The 26,815-nt window shown below is 62.3% G+C and carries 25 protein-coding genes; 21 read left to right on the top strand and 4 right to left on the bottom strand.

The window, feature by feature from the left end:
- Window positions 1-212: 212 nt before the first annotated feature.
- The 10 genes from ACMGGW_RS13030 (at window position 213) to ACMGGW_RS12985 (ending at window position 8,810) form a co-directional block, all read left to right on the top strand.
- Window positions 213-1,220, top strand: a complete 1,008-nt coding sequence (locus tag ACMGGW_RS13030) for a 3-oxoacyl-[acyl-carrier-protein] synthase III C-terminal domain-containing protein (RefSeq protein ID WP_049204102.1) — start codon at window positions 213-215, stop codon at window positions 1,218-1,220.
- Entirely contained in the window at window positions 1,217-2,233 is a 1,017-nt protein-coding gene (locus ACMGGW_RS13025; protein ID WP_192973948.1) for an NAD-dependent epimerase/dehydratase family protein, read from the top strand. Before ACMGGW_RS13030 ends, ACMGGW_RS13025 begins: the two co-directional genes overlap by 4 nt.
- On the top strand, window positions 2,226-3,032 hold the full coding sequence (locus ACMGGW_RS13020; RefSeq protein WP_043138513.1) for an MBL fold metallo-hydrolase: 807 nt from the start codon (window positions 2,226-2,228) through the stop codon (window positions 3,030-3,032). Before ACMGGW_RS13025 ends, ACMGGW_RS13020 begins: the two co-directional genes overlap by 8 nt.
- Window positions 3,029-4,315: a F390 synthetase-related protein gene (locus ACMGGW_RS13015; protein ID WP_197832277.1), complete on the top strand. Its 1,287-nt coding sequence runs from the start codon at window positions 3,029-3,031 to the stop codon at window positions 4,313-4,315. The genes ACMGGW_RS13020 and ACMGGW_RS13015 overlap by 4 nt, the downstream gene beginning before the upstream one ends.
- Window positions 4,312-4,929: a phosphatase PAP2 family protein gene (locus ACMGGW_RS13010; protein ID WP_142590294.1), complete on the top strand. Its 618-nt coding sequence runs from the start codon at window positions 4,312-4,314 to the stop codon at window positions 4,927-4,929. Before ACMGGW_RS13015 ends, ACMGGW_RS13010 begins: the two co-directional genes overlap by 4 nt.
- A complete protein-coding gene (locus tag ACMGGW_RS13005; RefSeq protein ID WP_167324387.1) occupies window positions 4,926-6,059 on the top strand; it encodes a sterol desaturase family protein in 1,134 nt (377 codons plus the stop codon). Before ACMGGW_RS13010 ends, ACMGGW_RS13005 begins: the two co-directional genes overlap by 4 nt.
- Window positions 6,052-7,134, top strand: a complete 1,083-nt coding sequence (locus ACMGGW_RS13000; protein ID WP_167324386.1) for a fatty acid desaturase family protein — start codon at window positions 6,052-6,054, stop codon at window positions 7,132-7,134. The genes ACMGGW_RS13005 and ACMGGW_RS13000 overlap by 8 nt, the downstream gene beginning before the upstream one ends.
- Window positions 7,131-8,216 (top strand): acyl-CoA desaturase, encoded by a 1,086-nt coding sequence (locus ACMGGW_RS12995; protein WP_197832276.1) that lies wholly within the window; start codon window positions 7,131-7,133, stop codon window positions 8,214-8,216. The genes ACMGGW_RS13000 and ACMGGW_RS12995 overlap by 4 nt, the downstream gene beginning before the upstream one ends.
- Before the next feature lie 106 nt (window positions 8,217-8,322).
- Window positions 8,323-8,547 carry a hypothetical protein gene (locus ACMGGW_RS12990; protein ID WP_025303190.1) on the top strand — a complete coding sequence of 75 codons (225 nt, stop codon included), beginning with the start codon at window positions 8,323-8,325 and terminating at the stop codon, window positions 8,545-8,547.
- Window positions 8,544-8,810 (top strand): hypothetical protein, encoded by a 267-nt coding sequence (locus ACMGGW_RS12985; RefSeq protein ID WP_033643416.1) that lies wholly within the window; start codon window positions 8,544-8,546, stop codon window positions 8,808-8,810. The genes ACMGGW_RS12990 and ACMGGW_RS12985 overlap by 4 nt, the downstream gene beginning before the upstream one ends.
- 9 nt (window positions 8,811-8,819) lie before the next feature.
- Here ACMGGW_RS12985 and ACMGGW_RS12980 read toward each other — a convergent pair whose 3' ends face one another.
- The 3 genes from ACMGGW_RS12980 to ACMGGW_RS12970 are packed head-to-tail and all read right to left on the bottom strand — an operon-like array spanning window position 8,820 to window position 11,397.
- Window positions 8,820-8,972 carry a DUF2474 domain-containing protein gene (locus ACMGGW_RS12980; protein ID WP_071605360.1) on the bottom strand — a complete coding sequence of 51 codons (153 nt, stop codon included), beginning with the start codon at window positions 8,970-8,972 and terminating at the stop codon, window positions 8,820-8,822.
- Between the two features lie 14 nt (window positions 8,973-8,986).
- Window positions 8,987-9,994: a cytochrome d ubiquinol oxidase subunit II gene (cydB, locus tag ACMGGW_RS12975; RefSeq protein WP_025303188.1), complete on the bottom strand. Its 1,008-nt coding sequence runs from the start codon at window positions 9,992-9,994 to the stop codon at window positions 8,987-8,989.
- Between the two features lie 2 nt (window positions 9,995-9,996).
- Window positions 9,997-11,397 carry a cytochrome ubiquinol oxidase subunit I gene (locus ACMGGW_RS12970; protein ID WP_016927376.1) on the bottom strand — a complete coding sequence of 467 codons (1,401 nt, stop codon included), beginning with the start codon at window positions 11,395-11,397 and terminating at the stop codon, window positions 9,997-9,999.
- Window positions 11,398-11,541: 144 nt separating this feature from the next.
- On the opposite strand from ACMGGW_RS12970, the gene ACMGGW_RS12965 reads away from it, so the two are divergent.
- The 6 genes from ACMGGW_RS12965 to ACMGGW_RS12940 all read left to right on the top strand — a co-directional run bounded on the left by ACMGGW_RS12965 (window position 11,542) and on the right by ACMGGW_RS12940 (window position 18,704).
- Window positions 11,542-12,960, top strand: a complete 1,419-nt coding sequence (locus ACMGGW_RS12965) for a PLP-dependent aminotransferase family protein (RefSeq protein WP_025303187.1) — start codon at window positions 11,542-11,544, stop codon at window positions 12,958-12,960.
- A gap of 187 nt (window positions 12,961-13,147) precedes the next feature.
- Window positions 13,148-14,803 (top strand): ABC transporter substrate-binding protein, encoded by a 1,656-nt coding sequence (locus tag ACMGGW_RS12960; RefSeq protein ID WP_376788152.1) that lies wholly within the window; start codon window positions 13,148-13,150, stop codon window positions 14,801-14,803.
- Between the two features lie 48 nt (window positions 14,804-14,851).
- A complete protein-coding gene (locus ACMGGW_RS12955) occupies window positions 14,852-15,808 on the top strand; it encodes an ABC transporter permease (RefSeq protein ID WP_004934604.1) in 957 nt (318 codons plus the stop codon).
- A 4-nt stretch (window positions 15,809-15,812) separates the two neighbouring features.
- On the top strand, window positions 15,813-16,763 hold the full coding sequence (gene opp4C / locus ACMGGW_RS12950; protein WP_043143878.1) for an oligopeptide ABC transporter permease: 951 nt from the start codon (window positions 15,813-15,815) through the stop codon (window positions 16,761-16,763).
- Window positions 16,760-17,746, top strand: coding sequence for an ABC transporter ATP-binding protein (locus tag ACMGGW_RS12945; protein ID WP_049204093.1), 987 nt, complete (start codon window positions 16,760-16,762; stop codon window positions 17,744-17,746). The genes opp4C and ACMGGW_RS12945 overlap by 4 nt, the downstream gene beginning before the upstream one ends.
- Entirely contained in the window at window positions 17,736-18,704 is a 969-nt protein-coding gene (locus ACMGGW_RS12940) for an ABC transporter ATP-binding protein (protein WP_025303182.1), read from the top strand. Before ACMGGW_RS12945 ends, ACMGGW_RS12940 begins: the two co-directional genes overlap by 11 nt.
- A gap of 2 nt (window positions 18,705-18,706) precedes the next feature.
- Here ACMGGW_RS12940 and ACMGGW_RS12935 read toward each other — a convergent pair whose 3' ends face one another.
- Complete coding sequence (locus ACMGGW_RS12935; RefSeq protein WP_049209026.1) at window positions 18,707-19,681, bottom strand: alpha/beta hydrolase; 975 nt, start codon at window positions 19,679-19,681, stop codon at window positions 18,707-18,709.
- 676 nt (window positions 19,682-20,357) lie between these two features.
- Here ACMGGW_RS12935 and ACMGGW_RS12930 point away from each other — a divergent pair.
- Genes ACMGGW_RS12930 through astE form a run of 5 tightly spaced genes read left to right on the top strand, consistent with a single transcriptional unit; the run spans window position 20,358 to window position 26,518 of the window.
- Complete coding sequence (locus tag ACMGGW_RS12930; protein WP_025303180.1) at window positions 20,358-21,572, top strand: aspartate aminotransferase family protein; 1,215 nt, start codon at window positions 20,358-20,360, stop codon at window positions 21,570-21,572.
- A 52-nt stretch (window positions 21,573-21,624) separates the two neighbouring features.
- On the top strand, window positions 21,625-22,659 hold the full coding sequence (astA, locus tag ACMGGW_RS12925; protein WP_025303179.1) for an arginine N-succinyltransferase: 1,035 nt from the start codon (window positions 21,625-21,627) through the stop codon (window positions 22,657-22,659).
- Complete coding sequence (astD, locus tag ACMGGW_RS12920; RefSeq protein ID WP_049209079.1) at window positions 22,659-24,131, top strand: succinylglutamate-semialdehyde dehydrogenase; 1,473 nt, start codon at window positions 22,659-22,661, stop codon at window positions 24,129-24,131. Before astA ends, astD begins: the two co-directional genes overlap by 1 nt.
- A 52-nt stretch (window positions 24,132-24,183) precedes the next feature.
- Window positions 24,184-25,524: an N-succinylarginine dihydrolase gene (astB, locus tag ACMGGW_RS12915; protein ID WP_197832274.1), complete on the top strand. Its 1,341-nt coding sequence runs from the start codon at window positions 24,184-24,186 to the stop codon at window positions 25,522-25,524.
- A 10-nt stretch (window positions 25,525-25,534) separates the two neighbouring features.
- Window positions 25,535-26,518, top strand: a complete 984-nt coding sequence (astE, locus tag ACMGGW_RS12910; protein WP_043143868.1) for a succinylglutamate desuccinylase — start codon at window positions 25,535-25,537, stop codon at window positions 26,516-26,518.
- Window positions 26,519-26,815 lie beyond the last annotated feature (297 nt).

The raw sequence follows: 26,815 nt of genomic DNA, 5'->3' as shown, positions 1-26,815 counted from the left end.
TGCCCATTCTCGCCGCCTTGTCGTAAACTAATTATCTCAGTCATGTTACGCTTATGCTTCCGCCGACGGACGTCGGCCCGTGGTAGCCGATAACAAGAGATACCGCCTTGATGAAAGGCATTTTGGGACATAAAAACCGGGGATGATCCGCGTGGCCTTCGTGCCGTGCGGGAGAATCGCTTTATGGATAGTCAGGTTAATCAATAACAATAATGACCACACAATGTCGCTCACCCGAGCTGTTGCCTCTGAAAATCATTGCCACCGGGGCCGCGTTGCCGCCCAACCGCGTGGCGTCTTCTACGCTCGACGCTCGCCTGGGGAAACCGGCCGGCTACGTTGAAAAACGCTCGGGCATCGTTTGCCGCTATCACGCCGCCGACGATGCCAGCCAGGCCGAACTCGCTGCCGCTGCGCTGCAAGATGCGCTGGCTCGCCACGCCATCCCGGCAGCTTCCATTGACCTGCTGATCTCCGCCTCGGCGATATCGGTGCAGGCGCTGCCATGCACCGCCGCGCATATTCTCAAGGTGGCGGGGCTGGCGGCGGGCACGCCGGGCTTCGACATCAACAGCAGCTGCGTCAGCTTTATCTCTGCGCTGCAGGTAGCGGCGGGGCTGTTGAACGCCGGGACGTATCGGCGTATCGCCATCGTTTCGGCGGATCTCGCTTCACGCGGCATCGACTGGCAGCACGAAGAGTCGTCGCTGATTTTCGGCGATGGCGCCGCCTGTGCCATTGTGGAGTGCGGCGACGGCGCCAGCGGTATCCTCGCCAGCCTGGTGGAAACCTATCCCGCCGGGAGCGAACTGTGCGAGATCCGCGCCGGCGGTACGCGTCGTAACCCGCGCGCCGGCATGTGTGAGCAAGACTTCCTGTTCCATATGCAGGGCAAGCCGCTGTTCCGTCAGGCGTCGGCGCTGATTGAGGGCTACCTCGACCGGCTGCTGAACGCCAGCGGCCTGACCCTGGCCCAGATCGCCACCGTGGTGCCGCATCAGGCCAGCCATCTGTCGCTCGAACATATGCGCAAGCGGCTGCACGTCTCCAGCGAGGCGCTGGTCGACATCTACCGCCATCATGGCAATCAGGTGGCGGCGTCCATCCCGACGGCGCTGCATGCCGCTGCGACCACCGGGCGCTTCAATCCCGGTCAGCCGGTGATGCTGATCGGCACCGCCGCCGGGCTGGCGCTGGCCGGCATGGTGTTGCTGCCATGAGGGTGCTGGTCACCGGGGCGACCAGCGGGCTGGGACGCAACGCGGCGCAGTGGTTGCTGGAGGCCGGACATCAGGTGCGCGCCACCGGCCGCGATGAGCGGGCCGGCGCAACGCTGCGCCGGCTGGGCGCCGAGTTTTGCGCGCTCGATCTGGCGCAGGCCACGCCGCAGCAGTGCCGGGAGCTGGTGACCGACTGCGAGTGGGTGTGGCACTGTGCGGCCAAGTCTTCGCCCTGGGGCAGCAAGGCGGAATTTCACCGCATCAACGCCGCGGCGACGGAGAAGCTGGCGGAGGCGGCGGGGCGCTGCGGCGTGCGGCGCTTCGTGCATATCTCCACGCCGGCAATCTACTTCGATTTTCAGCCGCATTACGATCTTGACGAGGGTTACCGCGCCCGGCGCTTCGCCAATCACTATGCCGCCAGCAAGTATGCGGCCGAACAGCGCCTGTTGGCGCAGGCGAAGATCTATCCGCAAACCACCTACATTATGCTGCGGCCGCGCGGCCTGTTTGGCCCGCACGATCGGGTGATCGTGCCGCGGCTGTTGCAGCAGCTCGAACGCGATCGCGGCGTATTGCGATTGCCCGGCGGCGGACAGGCATTGCTGGATCTGACCTTTGCCCCCAATGTGGTGCACGCCATGGAGCTGGCCAGCCGGCAGCGCGGATTGTCGTCCGGCGCCGTGTACAACATCACCAACCACCAACCCCAGCGGCTGGCGGACATGTTGGATGCGCTGCTGCGTCAGGCGCTGGGGCTGAGTTACCGGCTGCAGGCCGTGCCCTATCCGCTGCTACATACGCTGGCCGGCGGCATGGAGCTGTGGGCAAGCCTGAGCGGCAAGGAACCGATGCTGACGCGCTACAGCGTGGCGGCGGTGCACTTCGACATGACCCTGAGCCAGACCCGCGCGATCGAAGAGCTGGGCTATCGGCCGCGTTACTCGATGGAAGAGGGGATCCGCCTGACCGGCGAGTGGCTGCGGCAGCAAGGAGGCGGACAACATGGCTAAAGTCACCGTTTTTGAAGTGGGCTATTGCACGCATATCGGCTGCATGGCGCTGCGCGGTGCCGGGTTCCGGGTGTGCAAATTCCCGGCGCGCGCCTATCTGCTGGAGGTAGGGGAGCGCCGCTGGCTGTGGGATACCGGCTACGCGCATTATTTTCAGCAGCACACGCAGTCGGGGCTGTTCAGCCTTTACCGCCGCATGACGCCGGTCTATTTCGATCCCGCCGAGTCGTTGGCGCACCAGCTGCGCGAAGCCGGTTACACCGAAGGTGACATCCAGGCGCTGATCGTCTCGCATTTTCACGCGGATCACATCGCCGGGCTGCAGGATTTCAGCCAACTCGACTTTATTTGCTCTGGCGAAGGCTGGCAGCAAACCCGTGGGCTGCGCGGTTTTGCGGCGCTGAAGCGCGCCTTTATTCCCGGCCTGATCCCGGCGGACTTCGAGAGCCGCCTGCAGTTTATGGAGGCTTTTCCCTCGGTGGCGTTGCCCGCGCTGCTGGCGCCGTTCGATCGCGGTTACGTGCTGCCGGGCAGCGAAGGGCAGATCGTGCTGGTGCCGCTGCCGGGGCATGCGGCCGGCCATATCGGCGCCTTTATCCTCACCGATGCCGGTTGGACACTGCTGGCCAGCGACGCCGCCTGGTCGCCGCAGAGCTACCAGACGCTGCGCGGGCCTTCGCGCCTGGCCAATCTGGTGATGGACGACGCGGCGGCGTACACCCGCACGCTGGAGCGGCTCAACCAGTTGTGGGCGGGCGGCCAGGTCAACATTTTGCTGTGTCATGAGGGGGACCTGTGATCCCCTTCATGACCCTTTGGCACTATTTTCGCGCCCGACGCCTGCGCTTTGGCGATCGTGCGGCGCTGGAGGCGTATCAGGCCCGGCAGCTCACGGGCTTTGCCCGCCGGGTGCTGAGCAAGAGCCCCTATTTTCAGTGTTTCAGCCGCCGGCCGTTCGCCGAATGGCCGCAGATGGACAAGGTGCTGATGATGGCGCAGTTCGACCGGATGAATACCGCCGGGCTGCAGCGCGATGCGGTGCTGGCCTGCGCGCAGCGCAGCGAGGCGGATCGCGATTTCACGCCGAAGATCGGGCGCTACAGCGTCGGATTGTCGTCCGGCACCTCCGGGCAGCGCGGCGTGTTTGTCGTCAGCCCGCGCGAACAGCAGGTGTGGGCCGGCGGCATGCTGGCGAAAATGCTGCCGGACGGGCTGTTGGCCGGCGAGCGCGTTGCGCTGTTTCTGCGGGCGGACAATAACCTCTATCACAGCGTGAACAACCGTTGGCTGAGCCTGGCGTTTTACGATCTGCTCGCGCCGTTCAATGCGCATCTGCCCGCCTTGGAACGGCAGGCGCCCAGCATCATCGTGGCGCCGGCGCAGGTGCTGCGCGCCCTGGCGCTGGCGGTGCTGGCCGGGCAGGTGACGCTGCCGGTCAAAAAAGCGATCTCGGTCGCCGAGGTGTTGGAAGAGCAGGATCGCCGCCTGCTGCTGCAGGTGTTTCCGGCGGTTGGCGAAGTGTATCAGGCCACCGAGGGGTTCCTGGCCGCCACCTGCGCGCACGGCACGCTACATCTGAACGAAGAGTTTTTGCATATCGAACCGCAGTGGATCGACGAACTGCGCTTCACGCCGCTGATCACCGACTTTACCCGCAGTACGCAGCCGATCGTGCGCTATCGGCTGGATGATGTATTGGTGCTGCGCCAGGAACCCTGCCCATGCGGGCAATCGACGCGGGCGATTGCGCGTATCGAAGGGCGGCGCGACGATCAGCTGATGTTACCCGATGCGCAGCGGCAACCGCAGGCGGTGTTCGCCGATGCCTGCAGCCGGACGATCGCCAATGCGTTGCCGCTGACCAGCGATTACCGCCTGATCCAGCGCGGCGAGCAGCGGCTGGAGCTGATTGCCGATTGCAGCCAAGCGGAATTGGCGCACTGCCAGGCGCAGCTGATCGCACTGTTCGCCCGTCAGGGCATCGCCACCGAGCGGCTCGAATGGCGGCTGACGACGCAGGCGGTGCTGCCGCAGTTCGATCGCAAGCGGCGGCGCATCGTGCGCCAGGCGGAGGAAGCATGAAAAATACGCTGTTCAGGCTAGGGCACATGTTGCTCGGCTGGGGGACGGTCGGGGTCGTGTATAGCCTGACCGATCGCCTGCAGGGGGCGGGAACCCTGTTGCCGCCGTCGGCGCTTGATCGGGCGATCCCGTTCAACCCGACGGCCATCTGGCTCTACCTGTCGTTCTTCCTCATCGTCCCGGCTGGCTATTTGCTGGCGCCGCTGCGGCGAATCAAATGGCTGACGCTGGCGATGCAGCTGACGGCGCTGGGCGCCGGAGCGGTTTACCTGCTGTGGCCGACCACCATGGCCTATCCGCAGAACGATGGCGTTGGGATCAGCGCGCAGCTGCTGGCGGCGTTAACGCAGGTGGATTCGGCGCAGAACTGCCTGCCGTCGTTGCACATGGCGCTGACGGTGCTGGCGGTGTGGGCGCTGAGCGACGGCGAGCGCAAAATGCGGACGGCGCTGTGGATGCTGTGGGGCGTGGCGATCGCGTTCTCCATTCTGCAGCTGCGCCGTCACTTGTTTGTCGATTTGGCAGGTGGCGCCTTGCTGGCGCTATGCGCCGGTGGGCTGGCGCTGCGTATAAAGGCCCTGCGCAGGCGCGTGGTTAAAGGAGAAATGGGATGAGCGATCTGGCGTTGCCGATAGTGTTCATGCTGTTCATCGTGGTGGCCGAGGCGGTGGCGCTGCAGTGGGGGCGCCGTGAGCCGGTCAACTGGCACGATCTGGTGTTCAACCTGAACTCCGGCCATATCATGCTGTGGCTGTTCCGCGGGCTGGAGATCACCTGCTACGGCTACGTGGCCGCGCATTTCAGCCTGGGGCTGCTGGACGCCTGGCCGCCGCTGCTGATGTGGCTGTTCGCCCTGCTGGCGTGGGACTTCGGTTTCTACTGGCTGCATCGCCTGCACCACCGCTTCCGCGTGCTGTGGGCGGTACACGTGGTGCACCACCAGGGGGAGCACTTCAACCTGTCGCTGGGGGTGCGCAACTCCTGGTATTCGTCGCTGACGTCGATCCCGTTCTTTTTGCTGCTGGCGCTGGCGGGCGTGCCGCTGTCGGTGTTCGTCGCGGTGTCGATTTTTCACTACAGCATTCAGCTGTTTAACCACAATGCGCTGACGCCGAAGCTGGGCGTGCTGGAAAAAATCCTGGTCACGCCAGCGCACCACCGGGTGCACCACATCAAGGACATGGCGTATTCCAATAAGAACTTCGGCGGCAGCTTTATCTTTTGGGACAAGCTGTTCGGCACCTTCTGCCCGGCGTTGCCGACCACGCCGTTCAGCTATGGCGTCAGCGGTGACAGGCCGTCTGCCAACCCGTTCTGGGCGAGTAATCTGCCGTTCCTGCGCTATTTGCGTCTGACATGGCGCCCGGCGCCGGGCCGACCACGCGACCGCCGTTCGGCACTCAGCGTATTCAGCGGCGCCATGCTGTTGTTCACGCTGGTGGTCGGCTACGTCTACCAATACGGCTATGGTTACGGCGACATCAGCTGGCCGCAAATGGCGCTGCTGGTGCTGCTGGCGTTGGGATCGGTAGCGCTGGGCGGCATGACGGAAGGGCGACCGTGGGCGAGCGCCGTCTGGCTGCTGATCGCGCTGGGCATGCCGCTGCTGTTTATCGGCTATCTTGGCTGGCCACAGCGCTATTGGCATATCGCCATGGCCGCCGTGGCGCTGCATGCCCTGTGCATCGCGCTGGGCTGGGGGCGAGTGGCCGCATCGGCCGCCGTGGAGGAACCGCATGGCTGAGTCATTGCCGCCGCTGCGTTTTCCCGCCGATGGCGAGCAGACGTTTCATCGCGATCTCAAGCGCGCGGCGCACGCCTGCCTGGTGGGCGATCATCGCTATGCCGATGCCGCGCGGCTGGTCAAGGCCGCGCTGTTGTTGGTGTTGTGCGCCGGGTTTTACGCGCTCAGCCTGATGCAGCATCAGCCATGGGCGTTTTTCCTTTGCTATTTCCTGTTCGTGACCATGGGTATGCTGCTCAACGTCAACGTCAACCACGATGCTTCGCATAACGCCTTCCTGCGTGCGCCCTGGGCCAATCGCCTGGTGGGGCGGGTGGTGACGCTGCCGCTGGGCGTCGATCCGGACTATTGGCGTACGCGGCACGTGGATTACCACCACGTTTACGCCAACGTGGAGCATTACGATCTGGACACCGAAGAGAACGGCTTTTTCCGCCAGACGCCTTTCCAGCGCTGGCGGCCCCATATGCGCTATCAGCATCTGTACTGGCCGCTGATCGCCGCGCTCTCCTTGCCCTATATCGCCTGGATTTTCGATTGGTCCGATCGGCTCGATAAAACGCCGCTGCGGGAAAAACGCGTGCTGGCGGGGCGCGGCGGTTGGACGCTGTTCGTGCTGTGCAAGCTCGCGCATCTGGCGCTGGTGCTGGTGGTGCCGCTGATCGTGGGCCACTTGCACGGCATCGGCTGGGGCTGGGTGTTGCTGGCTTACGCGCTCAGCCAGATGTGCGCCTCGCTGCTGGTGGTGTTCTTGCTGCTGGGCACCCATTGGGCGCAGGCCGAGTTTTACCCGGCGCCGACGGGCGACAGCATGCCGCAAGGCTGGTATCGGCACAATTTCGCCACCGCCTGCGACTGGCAGCCCGAACCGCGCTGGCTGGAGCATCTGACCGGCGGGCTGAACTATCACCTGACCCATCACCTGTTTCCCGGTTGGAATCACCGCCACTATCCGGCGCTGGCCGCCGCGGTGGCGGAAGTGGCACAGCGGCACGGCATGGCGTACCGCTGCATCGGCTATCGCGAACTGCTGGCGCAGCAACAGCGCTTCTTGCGGCGGATGGGGCAGCCATGAAACCGCTGCGTCCGTTAGCCTATCGGCGCGACGACAACGGGTTGCACCGCGCGCTGATGCAGGCCGCCCAGCATTATCTGGCGGCCAACGGCGATCACCGTTTCGCCGACGGCGGCATGCTGGCGAAGGTCGCGCTGCTGCTGGCGCTGTGCGGCCTGTGTTACGGGTTGAGCCTGCAGCAGCAAAACGGCTGGGCGTTTTTCGCCTGCTATTTCGGTTTTATCTTTATCGGCATGTTCCTGACGGTGAACGTGGTGCACGATGCTTCGCACAACGCGTTTTTCCGTCGGCCCTGGGCCAACCGTTGGCTGAACGCCCTGGTGAGTGTGCCGCTGGGACTGGACCCCGACTGCTGGCGCGTGCGGCACGTGCTGTTCCACCATGCCCATAACAATATCGAACATTACGATCCCGACATCGACGCCAACGGCGTGCTGCGGCAAACGCCGTTCCAGCGCTGGCGCCCCTTTATGCGCGCGCAGCGTTACTATTGGCCGCTGGTGGCGGCGCTGACGTTCCCGTACTACATCTGGTTGTTCGATTGGCTGGACAGGGCGGGCCGCACCCGCGTGGCGGCGCGCATGGCGCAGCAGGGCGTGCGTGGCTGGTGCGGGTTTCTGGCGGGTAAGGCGGCACACCTGCTGCTGGCGCTGGCGATCCCATGCTGGCTGTTGCCGCCGGCTATCGGCATCGGGCAAATTCTGCTGGTCTATTTGCTGAGCCAGATGCTTTCTTCCTTGCTGTTCGTGATGTTGATCATCGGCACCCACTGGGCCAAGGCCAACTTTTATCAGGCGCCGGCGCAGGGCACGATGCCGCACGGCTGGTATCACCACGTGTTCGCCACCACCTTCGACTGGCTGACCCGGCCGCGTTGGCTGGGGTACTGGCTCGGCGGGGCGAACCTGCATTTGACGCATCATCTGTTCCCGCACTGGAGCCACCGCCATTACCCGGCGCTGAGCCTCATCATCGGCGAGGTGGCGCCGCGTTTCGGCATCGACTACCGCCTGCTGGAACTGGAGGAGCTGTTGCGTCTGCAGCAACGCTTCCTCAGCGCGATGGGCCGCAAGCCGCACTAGCGTTGCATGCGGATTGTGCGAGGCGTTACGCAGTTCACTAATTGAACGATATTTGCCCTTCCAGTAGACTTTCCCTCTGTGAATCAACGGCCACAGGAGGTGGACTATGCGCAGCTTGCCGATTCGGTTATCGAACAAAATTGATGATGATCTGAACGATATCGCCCGGCGTCACGGGATGGAAAAAACCGAGGTAATCAAAATGGCGTTTGCACTGATTACCCTTGCCGATAAGTACTGGATGAAACAGGATGGTACTTCTCTTGGCATTGTTCGGGAGAAGGGTGAACAGCTTGAAGCGGTGGGGCGGGTCGTGGAGATCTTCCCATGAACATCGAAAGCCGTAATCTGCGCGATGAGGCCAGCCAGGTTTATCTGGAGCAGGTCTTGGTCTTCGACGAAATGGAGCGGCTGCGCCTGGCACGCCAGGTGCTGTGCGGGATATTCGCCGTCAGCGTGGGCGTATTCGCCGCCCACGCGTATTGGGAGAAAAACGAAGCGCTGAATCAGGTGTTTGAGCTGGTGAAGATCGGCGCCTTGCCGCTGGTCACGCTGGTGGTCTCTTTTTACTTTCCCAACAGCGCGTCCAGATAAGGCGCCGCGTCAATGCGACTTCATGCCCGCCGCGGTCATCAGCAGGCGGAACAGTGAGGCAACCACGAATAACCCCAGCACGCTGGCGCTCCAGATGATCACCAGCCAACCGATGCGTTTCCACCAGGGCGCCGGAGCGGCGGTTGCCGTTTTATCTTGCATAGCGTCCTCCCTTCTCAATGATAGCCGTGTTCATGGCTGATCTTGCCGCGGAACACGTAGTAGCTCCAGAAGGTGTAGACCAGAATGATTGGGATGATGAACAGCGCGCCCACCAGCATAAAGCCGAGGCTCTGCGGTGGTGCTGCGGCGTCCCACAGGCTGATGGCCGGCGGGATCAGGTGCGGCCAGATGCTGATGCCAAGCCCGCTCAGGCCGAGGAACACCAGCAGCAGCGTCAGCATAAACGGCGAGTAGTGCGCGCCGCGTTTCACTCCGCGTTGAATTCCCCAGGCGCTGAGCAGCACCAGCAGCGGTACCGGCAGCAGCCAGAACAGGTTAGGCAGCGTAAACCAGCGGGCGGCGATTTCCGGATGGGCGATCGGCGTCCAGACACTGACCGCAGCCAGCACCAGCAACAGGATGGCCAGCAGCGGCGTCGCCAGGTGATACATGCGTGCCTGCAGTTCACCGGCGGTTTTCATCACCAGCCAGGTACAGCCGAGCAGGGCATAGGTCACCACCAGCCCCAGCCCGCAGAACAGCGCGAACGGCGTTAGCCAGTCCAGCGCGCCGCCGGCGTAGGTGCGGCCTTCTACCGGGAAGCCGTTGATCACGGCGCCCACCACCACACCCTGGCTGAAGGTGGCGAACAGTGAGCCCCAAATAAACGCCTTGTCCCAGATATGGCGCTTCTCCGGCGTCGCCTTGAAGCGAAACTCGAAGGCCACGCCGCGGAAAATCAGCCCGATCAGCATCAGCGTCAGCGGGATCGCCAGCGCGTCAAGGATGACCGAATAGGCCAGCGGGAAGGCGCCGAACAGTGCGGCGCCGCCCAGCACCAGCCAGGTCTCATTGCCGTCCCACACCGGGGCGACGGTGTTCATCATCAGATCGCGGTCGCCGCTCTCTTTCACCCACGGAAACAGGATGCCGATGCCCAGGTCGAAACCGTCCATCACCACGTACATCATGGTGCTGAACACGATGATGACAAACCAAATCAGCGGAAGATCGATACCCATGTTCAGCTCCTGTCGTCCAGAGTGTCGTTGACCGCGGACAGCGGACGCGCCGGCCGGCCCTCGGTATTGTCTTCTTGGTGTTCATGCGGCTGCGGCCCTTTGCGGATCAGGCGCATCATGTAGGAATACCCCACGCCGAACACCGAACAGTAGACGATGATGAACGCCAGCAGGCTGATGCTCATGTGCAGGTCGCCGTGCGCGGAGACCGCATCCTTGGTGCGCAGCAGGCCGTACACCACCCACGGTTGGCGGCCGATCTCGGTGGTGAACCAGCCCGCCAGCAGCGCCAGCAGCCCGGAAGGGCCCATCCACAAAATGAAGTACAGGAACGGACGCGACTGATACAGCCCGCCGCGCCAGCGCAGCCACAGGCTCCACACCCCGGCCAGAATCATCAGCATGCCCAGCCCGACCATGATGCGGAACGACCAGAACACCACGGTGGAGTTGGGGCGATCTTCCGGCGGGAAGGATTTGAGCGCCGGCACCTGTTCGGTCAGGCTGTGCGTCAGGATCAGGCTGCCGAGGTACGGCACCTCCAGCTTGAAACGGGTTTCTTCGCGCTGCATGTCCGGCCAACCGACCAGGATCAGCGGCGTGGCTTCGCCCGGCGGGTTCTCCCAGTGGCCTTCGATGGCGGCGATCTTCGCCGGCTGGTGTTTCAGCGTATTCAGACCGTGCGCATCGCCGATCATCGCCTGCACCGGCGCGACGATCAGTGCCATCCACATCGCCATCGACAGCATTTTGCGCATCGCCGGGGTATCGCGGCCGCGCAGCAGGTGCCAGGCGGCGGAGGCGCCGACGAAGAACGCCGAGGAGAGGAAGGCGGCGGTGGACATGTGCAGCAGGCGGTACGGGAAGGACGGGTTGAAGATCACCTTCAGCCAGTCGACCGGGACCACCTGGCCGTTGATGATTTCATGCCCCTGCGGGGTCTGCATCCAGCTGTTGGAAGCCAGGATCCAGAAGGTGGAGATCAGCGTGCCGAGCGCCACCATGCAGGTGGCGAAGAAGTGCAGGCCGGGGCCGACGCGGTTCCAGCCGAACAACATCACGCCGAGGAAACCGGCTTCGAGGAAGAAGGCGGTCAGCACTTCATAAGTCAGCAGCGGCCCGGTAATGCTGCCGGCGAACTCGGAGAAGAAGCTCCAGTTGGTGCCGAACTGATAGGCCATCACCAGCCCGGACACCACGCCCATGCCGAAGTTAACGGCGAAAATCTTTGACCAGAAATGGTAAAGCTCACGGTAGGCTTCATTGTGCGTTTTCAACCATAACCCTTCCAGCACCGCCAGATAACTGGCTAAACCGATGGTGATGGCGGGGAAGATGATATGGAAAGACACGGTGAAGGCGAACTGTATTCTGGCGAGTTCCAGTGCATCAAGACCCAGCATGGCGCCTCCTAGGGTTGAACATAAATTAACCTCTTGAGTATAGCTGTCATTTTTATGTGAAAAGCTTGGCGTTAAGTTAATCACGAAGTACAGTGACTATAATAGTGACAGTTATTTTACTTTTTCATATAACAGTTAATGGTTATGACCCGATACGAGCAGCTTGCGCAGCAGATTAGAGAACAGATCCAGAACCGGGTGTGGCGGGCGGGCGACAAGCTGCCTTCGCTGCGCGAGAGCGGCAAACGCGCCGGATTAAGCCTGATGACGGTGGTGCAGTCTTACCAACTGCTGGAGAGCCAGGGGTGGATCGTCGCCCGCCCGCAGTCGGGCTACTATGTGGCGGCGCGTCCGCAGCCGCTGCCTCAGCCTTCGCGCGGCGAGAAACTGTTGCTGAGCGAGCAGGTGGACATCAACGCCTTTATTTTTGACGTGCTGCAGGCCTGCAAGGATCCGGACATCGTGCCTTTCGGTTCGGCCTTTCCCGACGCCACGCTGTTCGCCCAGCCGAAGCTGGCGCGGGCGCTGAGCAGCGTAGCGCGCAAGTTCACGCCGCACAGTTCGCTGGCCAACCTGCCGCCGGGCAACGACGCGCTGCGGCGGCACATTGCCCAACGCTATGCGCTGAGCGGCATGCAGGTTGCCCCGGACGAAATCGTCATCACCGCCGGGGCGATGGAGTCGCTCAGCCTCAGCCTGCAGGCGGTGACCCAGCCGGGCGACTATGTGGCGATCGAATCGCCGGCGTTTTACGGCGCGCTGCAGGCGCTGGAACGGCTGCGGTTAAAGGCGGTGGCGATCGCCACGCATCCGCAGGACGGTATCGATCTGGACGCGTTGCAGCAGGCGGTGGAACAGTATCCGATCAAGGCCTGCTGGCTAATGACCCACTTCCAAAATCCGCAGGGCGCCACCCTGCCGGAGGCCAACAAGCAGCGCCTGGTGGAGCTGCTGCGCGAACGGCAGATTTCGCTGATCGAAGACGATGTCTACGGTGAGCTGTACTTCAGCGCCGAACGGCCGCTGCCGGCCAAGGCGCTCGACAGCGGCGGCCAGATCTTGCACTGCTCGTCGTTTTCCAAATGCCTGGCGCCGGGCTTTCGCGTCGGCTGGGTAGCGGCGGGGCGTTATGCGCAGCAGATCCAGCGTTTGCAGCTGATGAGCACCGTTTCCACCAGCGTGCCGACCCAGATGGCGCTGGCGGATTATCTGCTGCACGGCGGCTACGATACCCATCTGCGGCGGCTGCGGCGCCTGCTGGCTCAACGCCAAAGCGCGATGCGTCAGGCGATCGCCCACCATTTCCCGCCGACGGTGAAGGTCAGCCAGCCCGACGGCGGTTATTTCCTGTGGCTGGAGCTGGATCCGGCGCTGTCGTCGATGGAACTGTACCGGCGGGCCCTTTCCCGGGGCATCAGCATCGCGCCGGGGCGCATGTTCACGACCGGCGACCATTTCAACCACTGCTTCCGCCTCAACGCCTCTTTTGAATGGAATGACCGTTTTGAAGAGGCGATCAAAACCTTAGCCAAACTTATCCGGGGGCTGGCTGCGACCGGTTGAACCGCGATTTGCAGCGGGCTTTGCCCCAGAAAAATTCATAATGCTTTTTTCGGCAATGGAATGCCGGTTTCGTTGTTAGACAGCCCTCCAGCCGCCCATTACTCTGCGATAAATTTTGTCACATTTTTATCAACGGGAAGACGAGGGGCTGTGGGTGAGAAGAATAAAAAATAAGCTAAACAAACTGTTGCGATATCGCCTGACACCGCTGGCGTTGGTCTGCGCGCTGGGGCTGAGCGGCGTCGTTCAGGCGGAAACGCTGGCCGAAGGTATCACGCCGGCCAGCGACACCGCTCGGGTGCCGGCCGCCGCCAAACTGCGTAAAGACACCGTGGTGGCGGGCATCTCGGAACCGCAGGGGATTTTCAACCCGTATCTGTTCACCAACGGCTGGGACGAGAACGTAACCGACGTGATCTTCAGCCGCCTGATCGGCCTGGACAGCCAGGGCAAGCCAGAAGGGCGATTGGCGGAGTCCTGGCAGGTCAGCCCCGATAATCTGACCTACACCATTAAGCTGCGTCCGAATTTGGTCTACAGCGACGGCTCGCCGCTGAAAGCCGACGATATCGCCTTTACCCTGACGCTGCTGCACGATCCGGCCTATGACGGCGACACCGATATCACGCCGGCGCACATCCAGGGCGGCGCCGAGTATAAAAACGGTACCGCCGCCGGCATCAGCGGGCTGAAGGTGATCGACGATCGCACCATTCAGATCGTCACCACCCAGCCGGGCGCGACCACGTTGCAACTGATTGGCGGGCCGGTATTGTCGCGGGCTTACTACGGCAAAGACTATCAGCGCGGCAAGCTCGACAGCGTGCGCGCCTTGAACGGCAAGCCGCTCGGCAACGGCCCCTATATTTACGACAAGTACGTGCCGGGGCAGGAGATCCGCTTCCACGCCAACCCGAACTTTTACCTCGGCCCGCCGCCGATGGCGCGCTTTATCTACCGCGTCACCAACCCGGCCACCAACTTCCAGCTGTTCCAGACCGGTGAGACCGACTACGACGCCTTTACCGCCAAACCGGACGATATCGAACAGCTCAAGCTGCTCGGCTTCGCCAATATCAACCTTTACAGCTCAAGCGATTATAGCCGCGTTGATTTCAACCTCAGACGCCCGGCGCTGCAGGATAAACGGGTGCGCCAGGCGCTGATCTACGGCCTCGATCGGCAAAAGCTGATCGCCGTGGTGTACCAGGGGTACGGCAAGGTCGCCAACCAGCCGATTTCGCCGATCTCCTGGTCCTATGACGCGAACGGCATCAATCCCTACGCTTACGATCTCGATAAGGCCAAAAAGCTGTTGGACGAGGCCGGTTGGCAGGTGGGCGCTGACGGTATCCGGCAGAAAGACGGTAAAAAGCTGGAGCTGACGCTGCTGGTAACCAAAAAGCTGATCAACGACGCGCTGGTGCCGATCGCCAAGGATAACTATCGCCGGCTCGGCGTGGTGCTGAAACCGCAGGTATTGGACTTCAACGCGCTGTTGGCGCAGCGCAAGGCGGGCAATTACGACCTGGCGTCCCTCAGCACCAGTACGCTGAACGATCCGCACGACGGCGTACGCGATTTCATCAGCAGCGAGAGCGAGACCGGTTATCACAACCCGCAGGTAGACGCGCTGATCGCCAGGGCCAATGCCACGCTGGATATCGCCCAGCGCAAGCCGCTGTATCACCAGCTGTATCAAGTGTTGGCGGACGATCCGCCGGTGATCCTGCTCGGCAACCGCGAGATTTTGAGCGCCAGCAGCGCGCGCGTCACCGGCTTTAAACCGGATATCTACAACGGATTGGTCGGCAGCCTGCCGAACGTCAAACCGGCGCCGTAACGCCCTGACGCCGCCGCGCCATTCCGGGCGGCGGCGATGGAACCCGCGATGAGAAACTTTATCCTGCGCCGTCTGTTGCAGACTATCCCGATGCTGTTGTTGGCTTCCTTGCTGATTTTTTGCATTTTCGCCCTGGCGCCCGGCGATTTTATCGACGGCAACATCAATTTGACCGCGCAACGCGCCGCCGAGCTGCGGGCGCTGTATGGGTTGGATCAGCCGTTGTTCAGCCGCTACCTGCACTGGCTCGGCCGCTTGCTGCAGGGCGATCTCGGTTTTTCGCTGCAGTATCAGATCCCGGTCAGCACGTTGCTGAATCAATACATCTGGAACTCGTTCCTGCTGGCGGCGGTGGCGATGGTGCTGTATTGGGGCATCGCGTTGGCGGTGGGGGTGATCTCGGCGATGAAACCCTATTCGCTGTTCGATCATCTGATCACCGTGGCGGTGTTCGCCGCTATGTCGTTTCCGACGTTCTTCCTGTGTCTGCTGCTGATCAAATGGTTCGCCGTCGACCTGCACTGGCTACCGGCGGGCGGTATGTTGCGCACCGGCAGCGAAGCGAGCGGACTGGCCTGGGCGCTGGAGGTGGCGGCGCACCTGCTGTTACCGGTGCTGGCGCTGGTGATGCTGCAGGCCGGTAGCCTGACGCGCTATTTTCGCGCCAGCATGCTGGAGGTGATCCGCATGGACTATATCCGCACCGCGCGCGCCAAGGGGCTCAGGGAGAAAACGGTGATCCTCAAACACGCGCTGCGCAATGCGCTGTTGCCGATCATCACCCTGCTGGGGTTCGAGCTGCCGGGATTGTTCTCCGGCGCGCTGATCACCGAAAAAATCTTCAACTGGCCGGGCGCCGGACATATCCATATCGATTCGTTGGCGGCGCGTGATTACCCGGTATTGATGGGGTTCACGCTGTTTCTGGCCGCCTTGACCATTCTCGGCAATCTGCTGGCGGATATTCTGTACGCCTACGCCGACCCGCGCATTCGCTTGAGGTAACACGATGTTGGTTACGCTGTTTTTCGGCCGCCGTCGCCGCTGGCGACAGGCACAGCTGCCTGCGCTGGCGCAACTGTCGCCACCGCCCGCCGCTCAGGCCTGGCGACGTTTGCGCCGCCACCGACCGGCGATGATTTCGCTGGCGTTGCTGGTGCTGTTGGCGCTGCTGTGCCTGATTGGGCCGTCGCTTTCGCCGTGGCGCGACGATGCCGGCGACGTGCTGAATATCAACCAGGCGCCGAGCGGCGCGCACTGGCTGGGCACCGACTTTCTCGGCCGCGATATCTGCACCCGGCTGCTGCTGGCGGGGCGGATATCGCTGACCATCGGCCTGGTGTCGATGCTGCTGTCGGTGACACTGGGCTACGTGCTGGGGGCGCTTTCCGGTTATCTGGGGGGCGTGGCGGACAGGCTGATCATGCGCTTCGCCGATCTGCTGATGACCATTCCCGGCCTGCCGCTGCTGATCATCATGGGGGCGATGCTGACCGAACTCGACGTGTCGCCGGACTACCGCATCTACATGGTGATGATCATGCTGAGCCTGCTGGGCTGGCCGTCGCTGGCGCGGCTGGTGCGCGGCCAGATCCTGTCGCTGCGCGAGCGGGATTTCATGTTGGCTACCGAGGTGCTGGGGCTCTCTACCCGGCGGCGTCTCTTCGGCCATCTGCTGCCCAATACCGTGCCGATTTTGGTGGTGGTCGCCACCATGGCGGTGGCCAACGCCATCCTCAGCGAGTCGGCGTTGAGCTACCTTGGGCTGGGCGTGGTGCCGCCGACGCCGTCGTGGGGCAACATGATGGACGCCGCCAATAGCCTGATCGACTTTCAGCGCCGCCCCTGGCTGTGGATGCCGCCCGGGCTGGCGATCTTCGTCACCGTGGTGGCGATCAATATTTTGGGCGACGGCCTGCGGGACGCGCTCGATCCGAAAATGAACGGGGTAACACGATGAGCCAACCGCTGGTGGCGTTCGAGCGACTGTCGGTGTCGTTTCAGGGGGAACAAGGGCCGGTGCGGGCGGTGCAGCAGGTCAGCCTTGAGCTGCAGGCCGGGCAAACGCTGGGGATCGTCGGTGAGTCGGGCTGCGGCAAAAGCGTGACCGCCATGGCGCTGATGGGGCTGTTGCCGCAGCCGCTGGCGCAGGTAGACGGCGGTGAAATTCGCTTTGAAGGGCAAAACCTGCTGTCGCTGCGGGCCTCCAAGATGGCCGATCTGCGCGGCAACCGACTGGCGATGATCTTTCAGGAACCGATGAGCGCGCTCAATCCGGTGTTGACCCTCGGCGAACAGCTGGTGGAGCCGCTGATTCGCCACCTGACCCTGTCGCCGAAAGCGGCCTGGCGTCAGGCGATTCAACTCTTGACGGAAGTGGGGTTAGCGCGCGCCGAGGCACTGATGCGCTGCTATCCGCATCAGCTTTCCGGTGGCATGCTGCAGCGCGTGATGATCGCTATGGCGATCGGGTGCCGTCCGGCGCTGCTGATTGCCGACGAACCGACCACGGCGCTCGACGTTACGGTGCAAGCGCAGATCCTGGCGCTGCTGCGTGAGCAGAGCCGGCGACACAACATGGCGATGATCTTGATCACCCACGATCTTGGGGTGATCGCCCAGATGGCGGATCGGCTGGCGGTGATGTACGCCGGGCGCGTCGTCGAGCAGGGCACGACGCGGGAAGTGCTGGCCGAACCGCGGCACCCTTATACTCAGGGGCTGATCGCCTCGCGGCCGGTGCCGGGCCAGCGGCTCCGCCGTTTATACTCCATTCCCGGCCAGGTGCCGGATCTGGCGCGCTTGCCTGATCACTGTGCGTTTGCCGAGCGCTGTGCGCAGGCCACCGCGCGCTGCCGCGATGGCATTCCGCCGCTGTACGGCACGCCGCAGCGCCAGTCCGCCTGTTTCCTCAACGCCGGAGGGCGCCCGCATGTCGACTGAACCTTTGGTGGAAGTGAAAGGATTAAAGAAATATTTTCCGCTGCGCGACGGACTGTTCGGGCGCACCACCGGTCAACTGAAGGCGGTGGACGACGTCAGCTTCAGCATTCGCAAGGGGCGCATTTTCGGGCTGGTGGGTGAGTCAGGCAGCGGAAAAACCACCGTCGGCCGCACGCTGCTCGGCCTGCACGACAAAACCGCCGGTGAGGTAATGTTCAAAGGGCTGGCACTGGATAGCCTGAGTAAAGATGCGCTGCGCGCCCTGCGGCCGAAAATGCAGTTAGTGTTTCAAGATCCGTACAGTTCGCTGAACCCGCGCCTGCGCGTGGGCGACGCCATTGGGGAAGCGCTGTTGCAACACGGCCTGGCGAGCAAGGCGGAACTGCGCGAACGGGTGCTCGATACCCTGGCGATCTGCGGGCTGTCGCCGCAGCATTATGGGCGGTTTCCGCATGAGTTTTCCGGTGGCCAGCGCCAGCGCATCGGCATCGCGCGCGCGCTGATCCTGCAGCCGGAGTTTATCGTCGCAGACGAACCGATATCGGCGCTCGACGTGTCGATTCAGGCGCAGATCATCAATCTGTTCTCCGATTTGCAGGAACGGCAAGGGGTGACGCTGCTGTTTATCTCGCACGATCTCGGCGTGGTGGAGCATTTGTGCCAGGATGTGGCAGTGATGTATCTGGGGCAGATCGTTGAGAGCGCCGATCGCGACGCGCTGTTTCGCCAACCGCTGCATCCCTACACGCAGGCCTTGTTGGCAGCGGTGCCGACGCTGGATGCGCAACGCGCGCCGGCGTGGGTGGCCGGCGGCGAGCCACCGAACCCCGCCAACCCGCCGCGCGGCTGCCGTTTCCATCCCCGCTGCCCGCTGGCCACGGCGCAGTGCCGCGAACAGGCGCCGCAGCTGCGCAGCGTGGCGCCCGGCCATCAGGTGGCTTGCCACCTGGTCGGCTAGCGTCAGGACAGGTAGTGCTTCAACGCGCGCCCGGCCTGGTGGATCGCCGAATGCACCGCCGGGACGTGGGCGAGCGGATTCAACAGGCCGTAGTCGTGGATCAGCCCGTTGTAGCGGGTGGCGGTGACCTCGACGCCGGCGGCATCGAGCAGACGCGCGTAAGCTTCGCCTTCATCGCGCAGCACATCCAGCTCGGCGGTCTGCACCAGCGCCGGTGGCAAGCCCCGCAGCTGTTCCGGCGTGGCGTTGAGCGGCGAAGCGTAGATATCTTTGCGCTGCGCCTTATCGGGCGCGTAGCTGTCCCAAAACCACTTCATCATGTTGCGGGTCAGGAAATGGCCTTCGGCGAACTGATGATAGGAGTCGGTATCAAACTGGGCACGGGTGACGGGCCACAGCAGGATCTGGCAACGCAGCGCCGGTATGCCTTTCTCTTTGGCCATCAGGCTGACCACCGCCGCCATATTGCCGCCGGCGCTGTTGCCGACCACCGCCAGCCGTGAACCGTCGACGTTGATCTTCTCGCCGTACTCGGCCACCCATTCGGTGGCGGCGTAAGCCAGGTTGATCGCCTCGGGGTAGCGCACCTCCGGTGAGCGGGGATAGTTGACGAACACCGCCGCCGCGCCGGAGCTGTAAACCAGATCGCGCACCAGGCGCTCGTGGGTGGGGAAATCGCCCAGCACCCAGCCGCCGCCGTGAAAGAACATGAATACCGGCGGCGCCTCGTTGACCCTGGCCGGCCGCACCAGCTGCAGCAGAATATCCTGACCTTCTACGTGAATCGTTTTTTCGCTGATCTCGACCTCGCGCAGCGGCACCTCGACGCTGCGTTGCGCGTCCTCCAAGACCCTGCGTGCCTCTTTAGGCTTCATCTGTTCCATGGGTTTACCGCCGGCGGCATTCAGCGCGTCGAGAAATACGCGGATGTCGTGCTGGGCGTGTGGCTGGCTGAGATCGACGGTTTTCTTGGGCATGGTGACTCCTTGGGCGCAGAAGAGAAGGGGCGGTCAGGATCACAGTGTAGCCGCTGGCAAACAAAGCGGGAGTGGAGGCTGACGGCGGTCAGCGCGGCCCGTGTATTGGGGATGTTGCAGGTGGGATCTCCGCGTCACTGCCGTCTTGCACAATCCTGACGCACCGCTGCACCCAATTGGGGCAAAAAGTGTGAGGGCGAGCAAATTGGGTGAAATTATTTTTGCGAGCCCGATCAGAAATTCTAAAGTTTTTCGTAATTGAATAGGATTTCGCGCGCAATGGTGATTTTAGGCCTTATTTTTTAATTTATGCATTACCAATGCATAGAAAATGAATAAATATTCAATATAAGCCGTTGTTTTAACGTAAAAAATAGCAAAATCCGGCAAAAATCCCGTTTTGGCACGATAGCTGCTCTACACTCTTTATCAAACGACATGTATTTTAACTGCTCGTTAACATTTACTCCCCGCTCAGGGACCGGATATACGCCATAAATAGTGAAAAATCGATTTTATGTAACAGATTTGTTTCTAAATCAGCGGTAAGGGACAGTATTTTCTCCGCCGCGAAAGTCGGTTTTGAACAACGGTTTTTTTGCATTGTGGCGGCCTAACCGGGCTTGAGCGACCCTTACAGTCAAAATTCAGCCTTTGCTGAGATTATGAGGTCACTATGGAACAGCCAATCGCAGTTACCCGCCAGTCTTTCGATGACTGGATGGTCCCGGTTTATGCCCCTGCCGATTTTATTCTGGTGCGGGGCGAAGGATCGCAGGTGTGGGATCAGCAGGGTAAGTCTTATATCGATTTCGCCGGCGGCATCGCGGTTAACGCGTTGGGGCATGCGCACCCGGCGGTCAAGGCGGCGCTGGTGGAGCAGGCAGGCAAGCTGTGGCATCTGGGCAATGGCTATACCAACGAACCGGTGCTGCGCCTGGCCAAAAAACTGATCGACGCCACCTTCGCCGACAAGGTGTTCTTCTGTAACTCGGGCGCCGAAGCTAACGAAGCGGCGCTGAAACTGGCACGCAAACATGCGCACGATCAGCACGGCGCTGGTAAAGATCAGATTGTGGCGTTCAACAACGCGTTCCACGGTCGCACGCTGTTTACCGTGTCCGCCGGCGGCCAGCCAAAATATTCGCAGGACTTTGCGCCGCTGCCGGGCGGCATCACTCATACGCCGTATAACGATCTGGCCGCAGCGGCCGAGCTTATCAACGATCGCACCTGCGCGGTGATCGTCGAGCCGATCCAGGGCGAAGGCGGCGTGCTGCCGGCGGAAGCCAGTTTCCTGCAGGGGCTGCGTGAACTGTGCGATCGTCATAACGCGCTGCTGATCTTCGACGAAGTACAGACCGGCGTCGGCCGCACCGGCCACCTGTATGCCTATATGCAGTACGGCGTGGTGCCGGACGTGTTGACCACCGCGAAAGCGCTGGGCGGCGGCTTCCCGATCGGCGCCATGCTGACCACCGATGCGCTGGCGAAAACGCTGGGTGTCGGCACCCACGGCACCACCTACGGCGGCAACCCGCTGGCGACGGCGGTGGCGGGGGAAGTGTTCTCCATCATCAACACGCCGGAAGTGCTGGAAGGCGTCAAGCAGCGTCACCAGTGGTTCATCGACGGGTTGAACGACATCAATCGCCAGTACCCGATCTTCGCCGACATTCGCGGCGGCGGTTTGCTGATCGGCTGCCAATTGACGAAGGACTATGCCGGCAAAGCGAAGCAGATCACCCAACTGGCCAACGAAGAAGGCGTCATCGCGCTGATCGCCGGTCCGGACGTGGTGCGTTTCACGCCGTCGCTGATCATCCCTGAGCAGGATGTGAAAGAGGGGCTGGCGCGATTCGCGCGTGCCGTGGCGCGCATTTGCAGCTAATCAGCGGGCTGCGCCTTCACCGGCGCAGCCTGATTCAGAAGAGGTTCGCATTATGATGATTATTCGCCCTATAGAGCGTCGCGATCTGGCGGATTTGTTGACGCTTGCCGGTAAATCTGGCATCGGTCTCACTTCACTGCCGCAAAATGAAGATACCCTGTCGGCACGCATTGAGCGGGCGTTAAAAACCTGGCAAGGCGAACTTCCGCAAAGTGACCAGTGTTATCTGTTCGTGTTGGAGGACAGCGAGCGCCGGAAAGCAGTGGGGGTCTGCGCGATCGAAGTGGCCGTCGGCCTGGCAGAACCCTGGTACAGCTTCCGCGTCGGCACGCAGGTACATGCCTCCAAACAGCTGAATGTCTATAAATCGGTACCGACCCTGTTCCTCAGCAACGATCATACCGGCCATTCGGAGCTGTGCACGCTGTTCCTCGATCCGGACTATCGCCACGGTGAGAACGGCAAACTGCTGTCGAAGGTGCGTTTCCTGTTTATTGCCGCATTCCGCGAGCGTTTCTCCCGCCGTCTGATCGCTGAGATGCGCGGCTTCTCAGATGAAAACGGCCGTTCGCCGTTCTGGGAGAGCGTCGGCCACCGTTTCTTCTCCATCGAGTTCGCCAAGGCGGACTACCTGAGCGGCACCGGACAAAAGGCGTTTATCGCTGAACTGATGCCGAAACATCCGCTGTATGTCGATTTCCTGGCCGAAGACGCGCAGAAAGTGATCGGAGAAGTGCATCCGCAAACCCTGCCGGCACGCCGGTTGCTGGAGGCGGAAGGCCTGAGCTATCAGGGCTACGTCGATATCTTCGACGGCGGCCCGACGCTGGAAGCCGAGATCGACCATATCCGCGCGGTGAAGCAGAGCCGCCTGGTGAAAGTGGTGCTGGATGACACGCCGATGCGCGCCGATGCGCCGGTGCATCTGGTGGCCAACGACAACTATCAGAACTACCGCGCACTGTTGGTCAATGCCGAACTGTATGACGACCGCCTGCATATCAACGCCGCCACCGCTGCGGCGCTGGGCGTCGAGCAGGGCAGCCCGGTGCGGGTGCTCCCCCTTATTGCACAGGAGAAAGCATGATGTCCCATCCTGCTCTGTTGATTAATGGCGTCTGGCGGCAGGGCCGCGGCGCCGAGTTCGGCAAAGCCGATCCGGTCGGCAACCAGCCGCTGTGGCGCGCTAACGCCGCCGATACTGACGACGTCGCCGCCGCCTGCGAGGCCGCGCGTGCCGCGTTTCCCGCCTGGGCGCGTACGCCGTTTGAACAGCGCGAACAGCTGGTGAAACGCTTCGCCGCCTTGCTGGAAGAGCACAAACAGTCGCTGGCGGAAACCATCAGCCGTGAGACCGGTAAACCGCGTTGGGAAACGTTGACCGAAATTCAGGCGATGATCGGTAAAGTGGGCATTTCGCTGCAGGCCTACCAATCGCGCACCGGTTTTAGCCAGACGGCGATGGCCGACGGCGCTTCGGTGCTGCGTCATCGCCCGCACGGCGTGCTGGCGGTGTTTGGGCCTTACAACTTCCCCGGCCATCTGCCGAACGGCCATATCGTGCCGGCGCTGCTGGCCGGAAACTGCGTGGTGTTCAAACCGAGCGAGCTGACGCCGCTGACCGCCGAGGAAACCCTGAAGCTGTGGCAGCAGGCCGGCCTGCCGGACGGGGTGATCAATCTGGTGCAAGGCGGCCGGGAAACCGGCGAAGCGCTGGCGGCCAGTGCGGATATCGACGGCCTGCTGTTCACCGGCAGCGCCGGCACCGGCTATCACCTGCATCGCCAATTGGCGGGGCAGCCGGAGAAGATCCTGGCGCTGGAGATGGGCGGTAACAACGCGCTGATCGTCGATGGCTTCGAGGATCGCGACGCGGCGGTCAACCTGGCTATCCAATCGGCGTTTATCTCCGCCGGCCAACGCTGCACCTGTTCACGCCGCATTTTGGTGAAGCAGGGGGCGGAAGGCGACGCCTTTATCGCGCGTTTGGTTCAGGTCGCGGGCGAACTGCGCGTTGGCCGTTGGGATGCCGAACCGCAGCCGTTCATGGGCGGGGTGGTGTCGGCAGCCGCGGCGGAGAACATGCTGAAAGCGCAGCAAAACTTGCTGGCGCTGGGCGGCAAATCGCTGCTGACCATGCGCCTGCTGGAGCCGGGCAGTTCGCTGCTCAGCCCGGGCATCATCGAGCTGACCGGCGTGGCCGGCGTACCGGACGAAGAGTACTTCGGGCCGTTGACCACGATTGTGCGTTACCGCGATTTCGACGAGGCGCTGCAGCTGGCCAACCGGACGCGCTACGGCCTGTCGGTGGGGCTGGTATCGCCGCAGCGTGAGCTGTTCGAGCGGTTGCTACTGGAAGCGCGTGCCGGCATCGTCAACTGGAACAAGCCGCTGACCGGAGCGTCCAGCGCGGCGCCGTTCGGTGGCGTGGGAGCCTCCGGCAACCATCGCCCAAGCGCCTTCTATGCGGCGGACTATTGCGCCTGGCCGATGGCGTCGCTGGAAAGCGAAAGCCTGTCGCTGCCGGCGACGCTCTCGCCGGGCTTGTCGTTCCGTTAATCGTCTGCGGCGGCGCGATGGCGCTGCCGCAGGCCATCCCCAGGGGATAGCCATGTCAGGATATGAAGTCAATTTCGACGGTTTGGTGGGGCCGACGCACCACTATGCCGGGCTGTCGTTCGGTAACGAGGCCTCTACGCAGCATCAAAACAGCGTATCGAACCCGAAGCTGGCGGCGAAGCAAGGTCTGCTGAAAATGAAGGCGCTGGCCGATCTCGGTTTCCAGCAAGGGGTATTGCCGCCGCAGGAGCGGCCGCATCTGCCGATGCTGCGTCGCCTGGGCTTCAGCGGCAGCGATGAGACGGTGCTGGCGCAGGTGATGCGTCAATCACCGCGTTTGCTGTCGGCGCTCAGCTCGGCGTCTTGCATGTGGACCGCCAATGCGGCCACCGTGTCGCCCTCGGCGGACAGCACCGACGGCAAGGTGCACTTCACTGCCGCCAACCTGAACAATAAATTCCACCGCGCCATCGAGGCGGAAACCACCACCGCCGTATTGCGGGCGATGTTCAGCGACGATCGGCATTTTGCCCACCACGAGGCGCTGCCGCAGGTGGCGTTATTCGGCGACGAAGGGGCGGCCAACCATAACCGTCTGGGCGGCGACTACGCCAAGCGCAGCGTGCAGATGTTCGTCTACGGTCGTCAGGAATTCGGTGGCGAAACGGCGCCGACGCGTTATCCGGCGCGCCAAACGCGCGAAGCCGGCGAGGCAATCGCTCGCCTGCACCAACTGGACGAGCAGCATACGGTCTTCGTACAGCAAAACCCGGCGGTGATCGATCAGGGCGTATTCCATAACGACGTGATAGCGGTCAGTAACCAGAACGTGCTGTTCCACCACCAGCAGGCGTTTTACCGCCAGCAACAGGCGTTGGATGACGTGCGCCGCAAGATGGCGACGCTGGACAGCGAGCTGGTGGCAATCGAGGTGCCGACAGAGCGCGTCTCGGTGGCGGACGCGGTAGCGACCTATCTGTTCAACAGCCAAATTCTCACCAAGCCGAACGGCAAGATGATGATCGTGGTGCCAGAAGAGTCGCGCCAACATGCCGGCGTGTGGCGTTATCTGAACGACATGGTCGGCAGCGGCGGCCCGATCGATGAAATTCGCGTGTTTGACCTGCGCGAAAGCATGCGCAACGGCGGCGGCCCGGCCTGCCTGCGGTTGCGGGTGGCGCTCAACGAGCAGGAGCTGCGGGCGGTGAATCCACGCGTGATGATGAACGAGCGGCTGTTCGCGACGCTGAACGAGTGGGTGGATCGCCATTACCGCGATCGCCTGACGCAGGATGACCTGGCCGATCCGCTGCTGCTGCGCGAAGGGCGTGAGGCGCTGGATTCGCTGACGTCGATCCTCGGTCTCGGCGCCATTTATCCGTTCCAACGCTAAGGGAGGCGGCATGATCGATCTACTGCCCCTGACGCTGGAAGGGAACGAACCCGTCGAATGGCAAGGTGAAACGCCGCAGCTGCGCTGGCGTTGGCAGGGGGAAGGCGTGCTGGAGCTCATGCCGCGGCAGCCTTACCGCCAGGCGATGGTCATGTCGGCGGGCGTGCACGGCAACGAAACCGCGCCGATTGAACTGCTCAATCAGCTGGTTGGCGATCTGCTGATCGGCCGGTTGCCGCTGACGGTGCGGCTGTTGGTGGTGCTGGGCAACCCGGCGGCGATGCGGGCCGGCAAGCGTTATCTGCACAGCGACATGAACCGCATGTTCGGCGGCCGCTACCGCAACTTCGCCGCCAGCGGCGAGACCGTGCGTGCGCAGCAGTTGGAGCGTGCGCTCGCCGCCTTTTTCGATGGGGAACTGGCGGCGCGTTTCCATTACGATCTGCACACCGCCATCCGTGAATCGCGGTTGCCACGTTTCGGCATTCTGCCTTTCCAGAAACGCCCGTACAGTGAGCCGATGTTGAAGCTGCTGGATGCCGCCGATTTGGATGCGCTGGTGGTGCACAGCGCACCAGGCGGGACGTTTAGCCACTATTCCAGCGAGCATCTCAATGCGGCGAGCTGTACGCTCGAGCTGGGCAAGGCGCGACCGTTTGGCAGCAACGATCTACAGCAGTTTGCTGCCATCGATCGCGCTTTGCGGGCGGCGGTCAGCGAGGGGCCGTTGCCGGAGCGCGAGGGCGAGGCGATCCGGGTATTCCGTGTGATGCATTCGTTGATCAAACACAGCGAGGATTTCAAGCTGCACCTGGATGATGACACGGCTAACTTCACCGAGTTGAAACCGGGGATGTTGCTGTGCGAGCAGCCGCAGGAGGACTATCGCGTTGGCCAAGAGGGCGCGTGGATACTGTTCCCTAACCCCACTGTGGCGCTGGGCCTGCGCGCTGGCATGCTGTTGAGCGAAGTTTCCCGTTCTACGCTCTATTGATTTATCCTCGGCGGCGCCGTCAGCGCGCCGCCGTTATTCCGTTCATTATTTTGCTCTGCTATTTCCCGCTATTTTAATTGCCCTAAGGCGAATTTTATTCGTTCCTAATACCTCCTTTTATACACGTGAATAAAAGGCTGTATAAGGTCGTTATCTGAAAGCCTTAATTGCCTGGTGAGATTGTTAAGATAAAAATGTGAAATAAGTAACGTTTTTAATAACCATGCTAATTTTGTTGTTACTTTTGAATCGCGCAGAAAGCACGCAAAACGAAACCAAAATGCACCAAAATAGTGC

This window comes from Serratia sp. BNK-4 (assembly GCF_048685115.1).
In the GTDB taxonomy this organism is placed as follows: domain Bacteria; phylum Pseudomonadota; class Gammaproteobacteria; order Enterobacterales; family Enterobacteriaceae; genus Serratia; species Serratia bockelmannii.
This window is presented reverse-complemented; position numbering and strand designations above follow the sequence as displayed.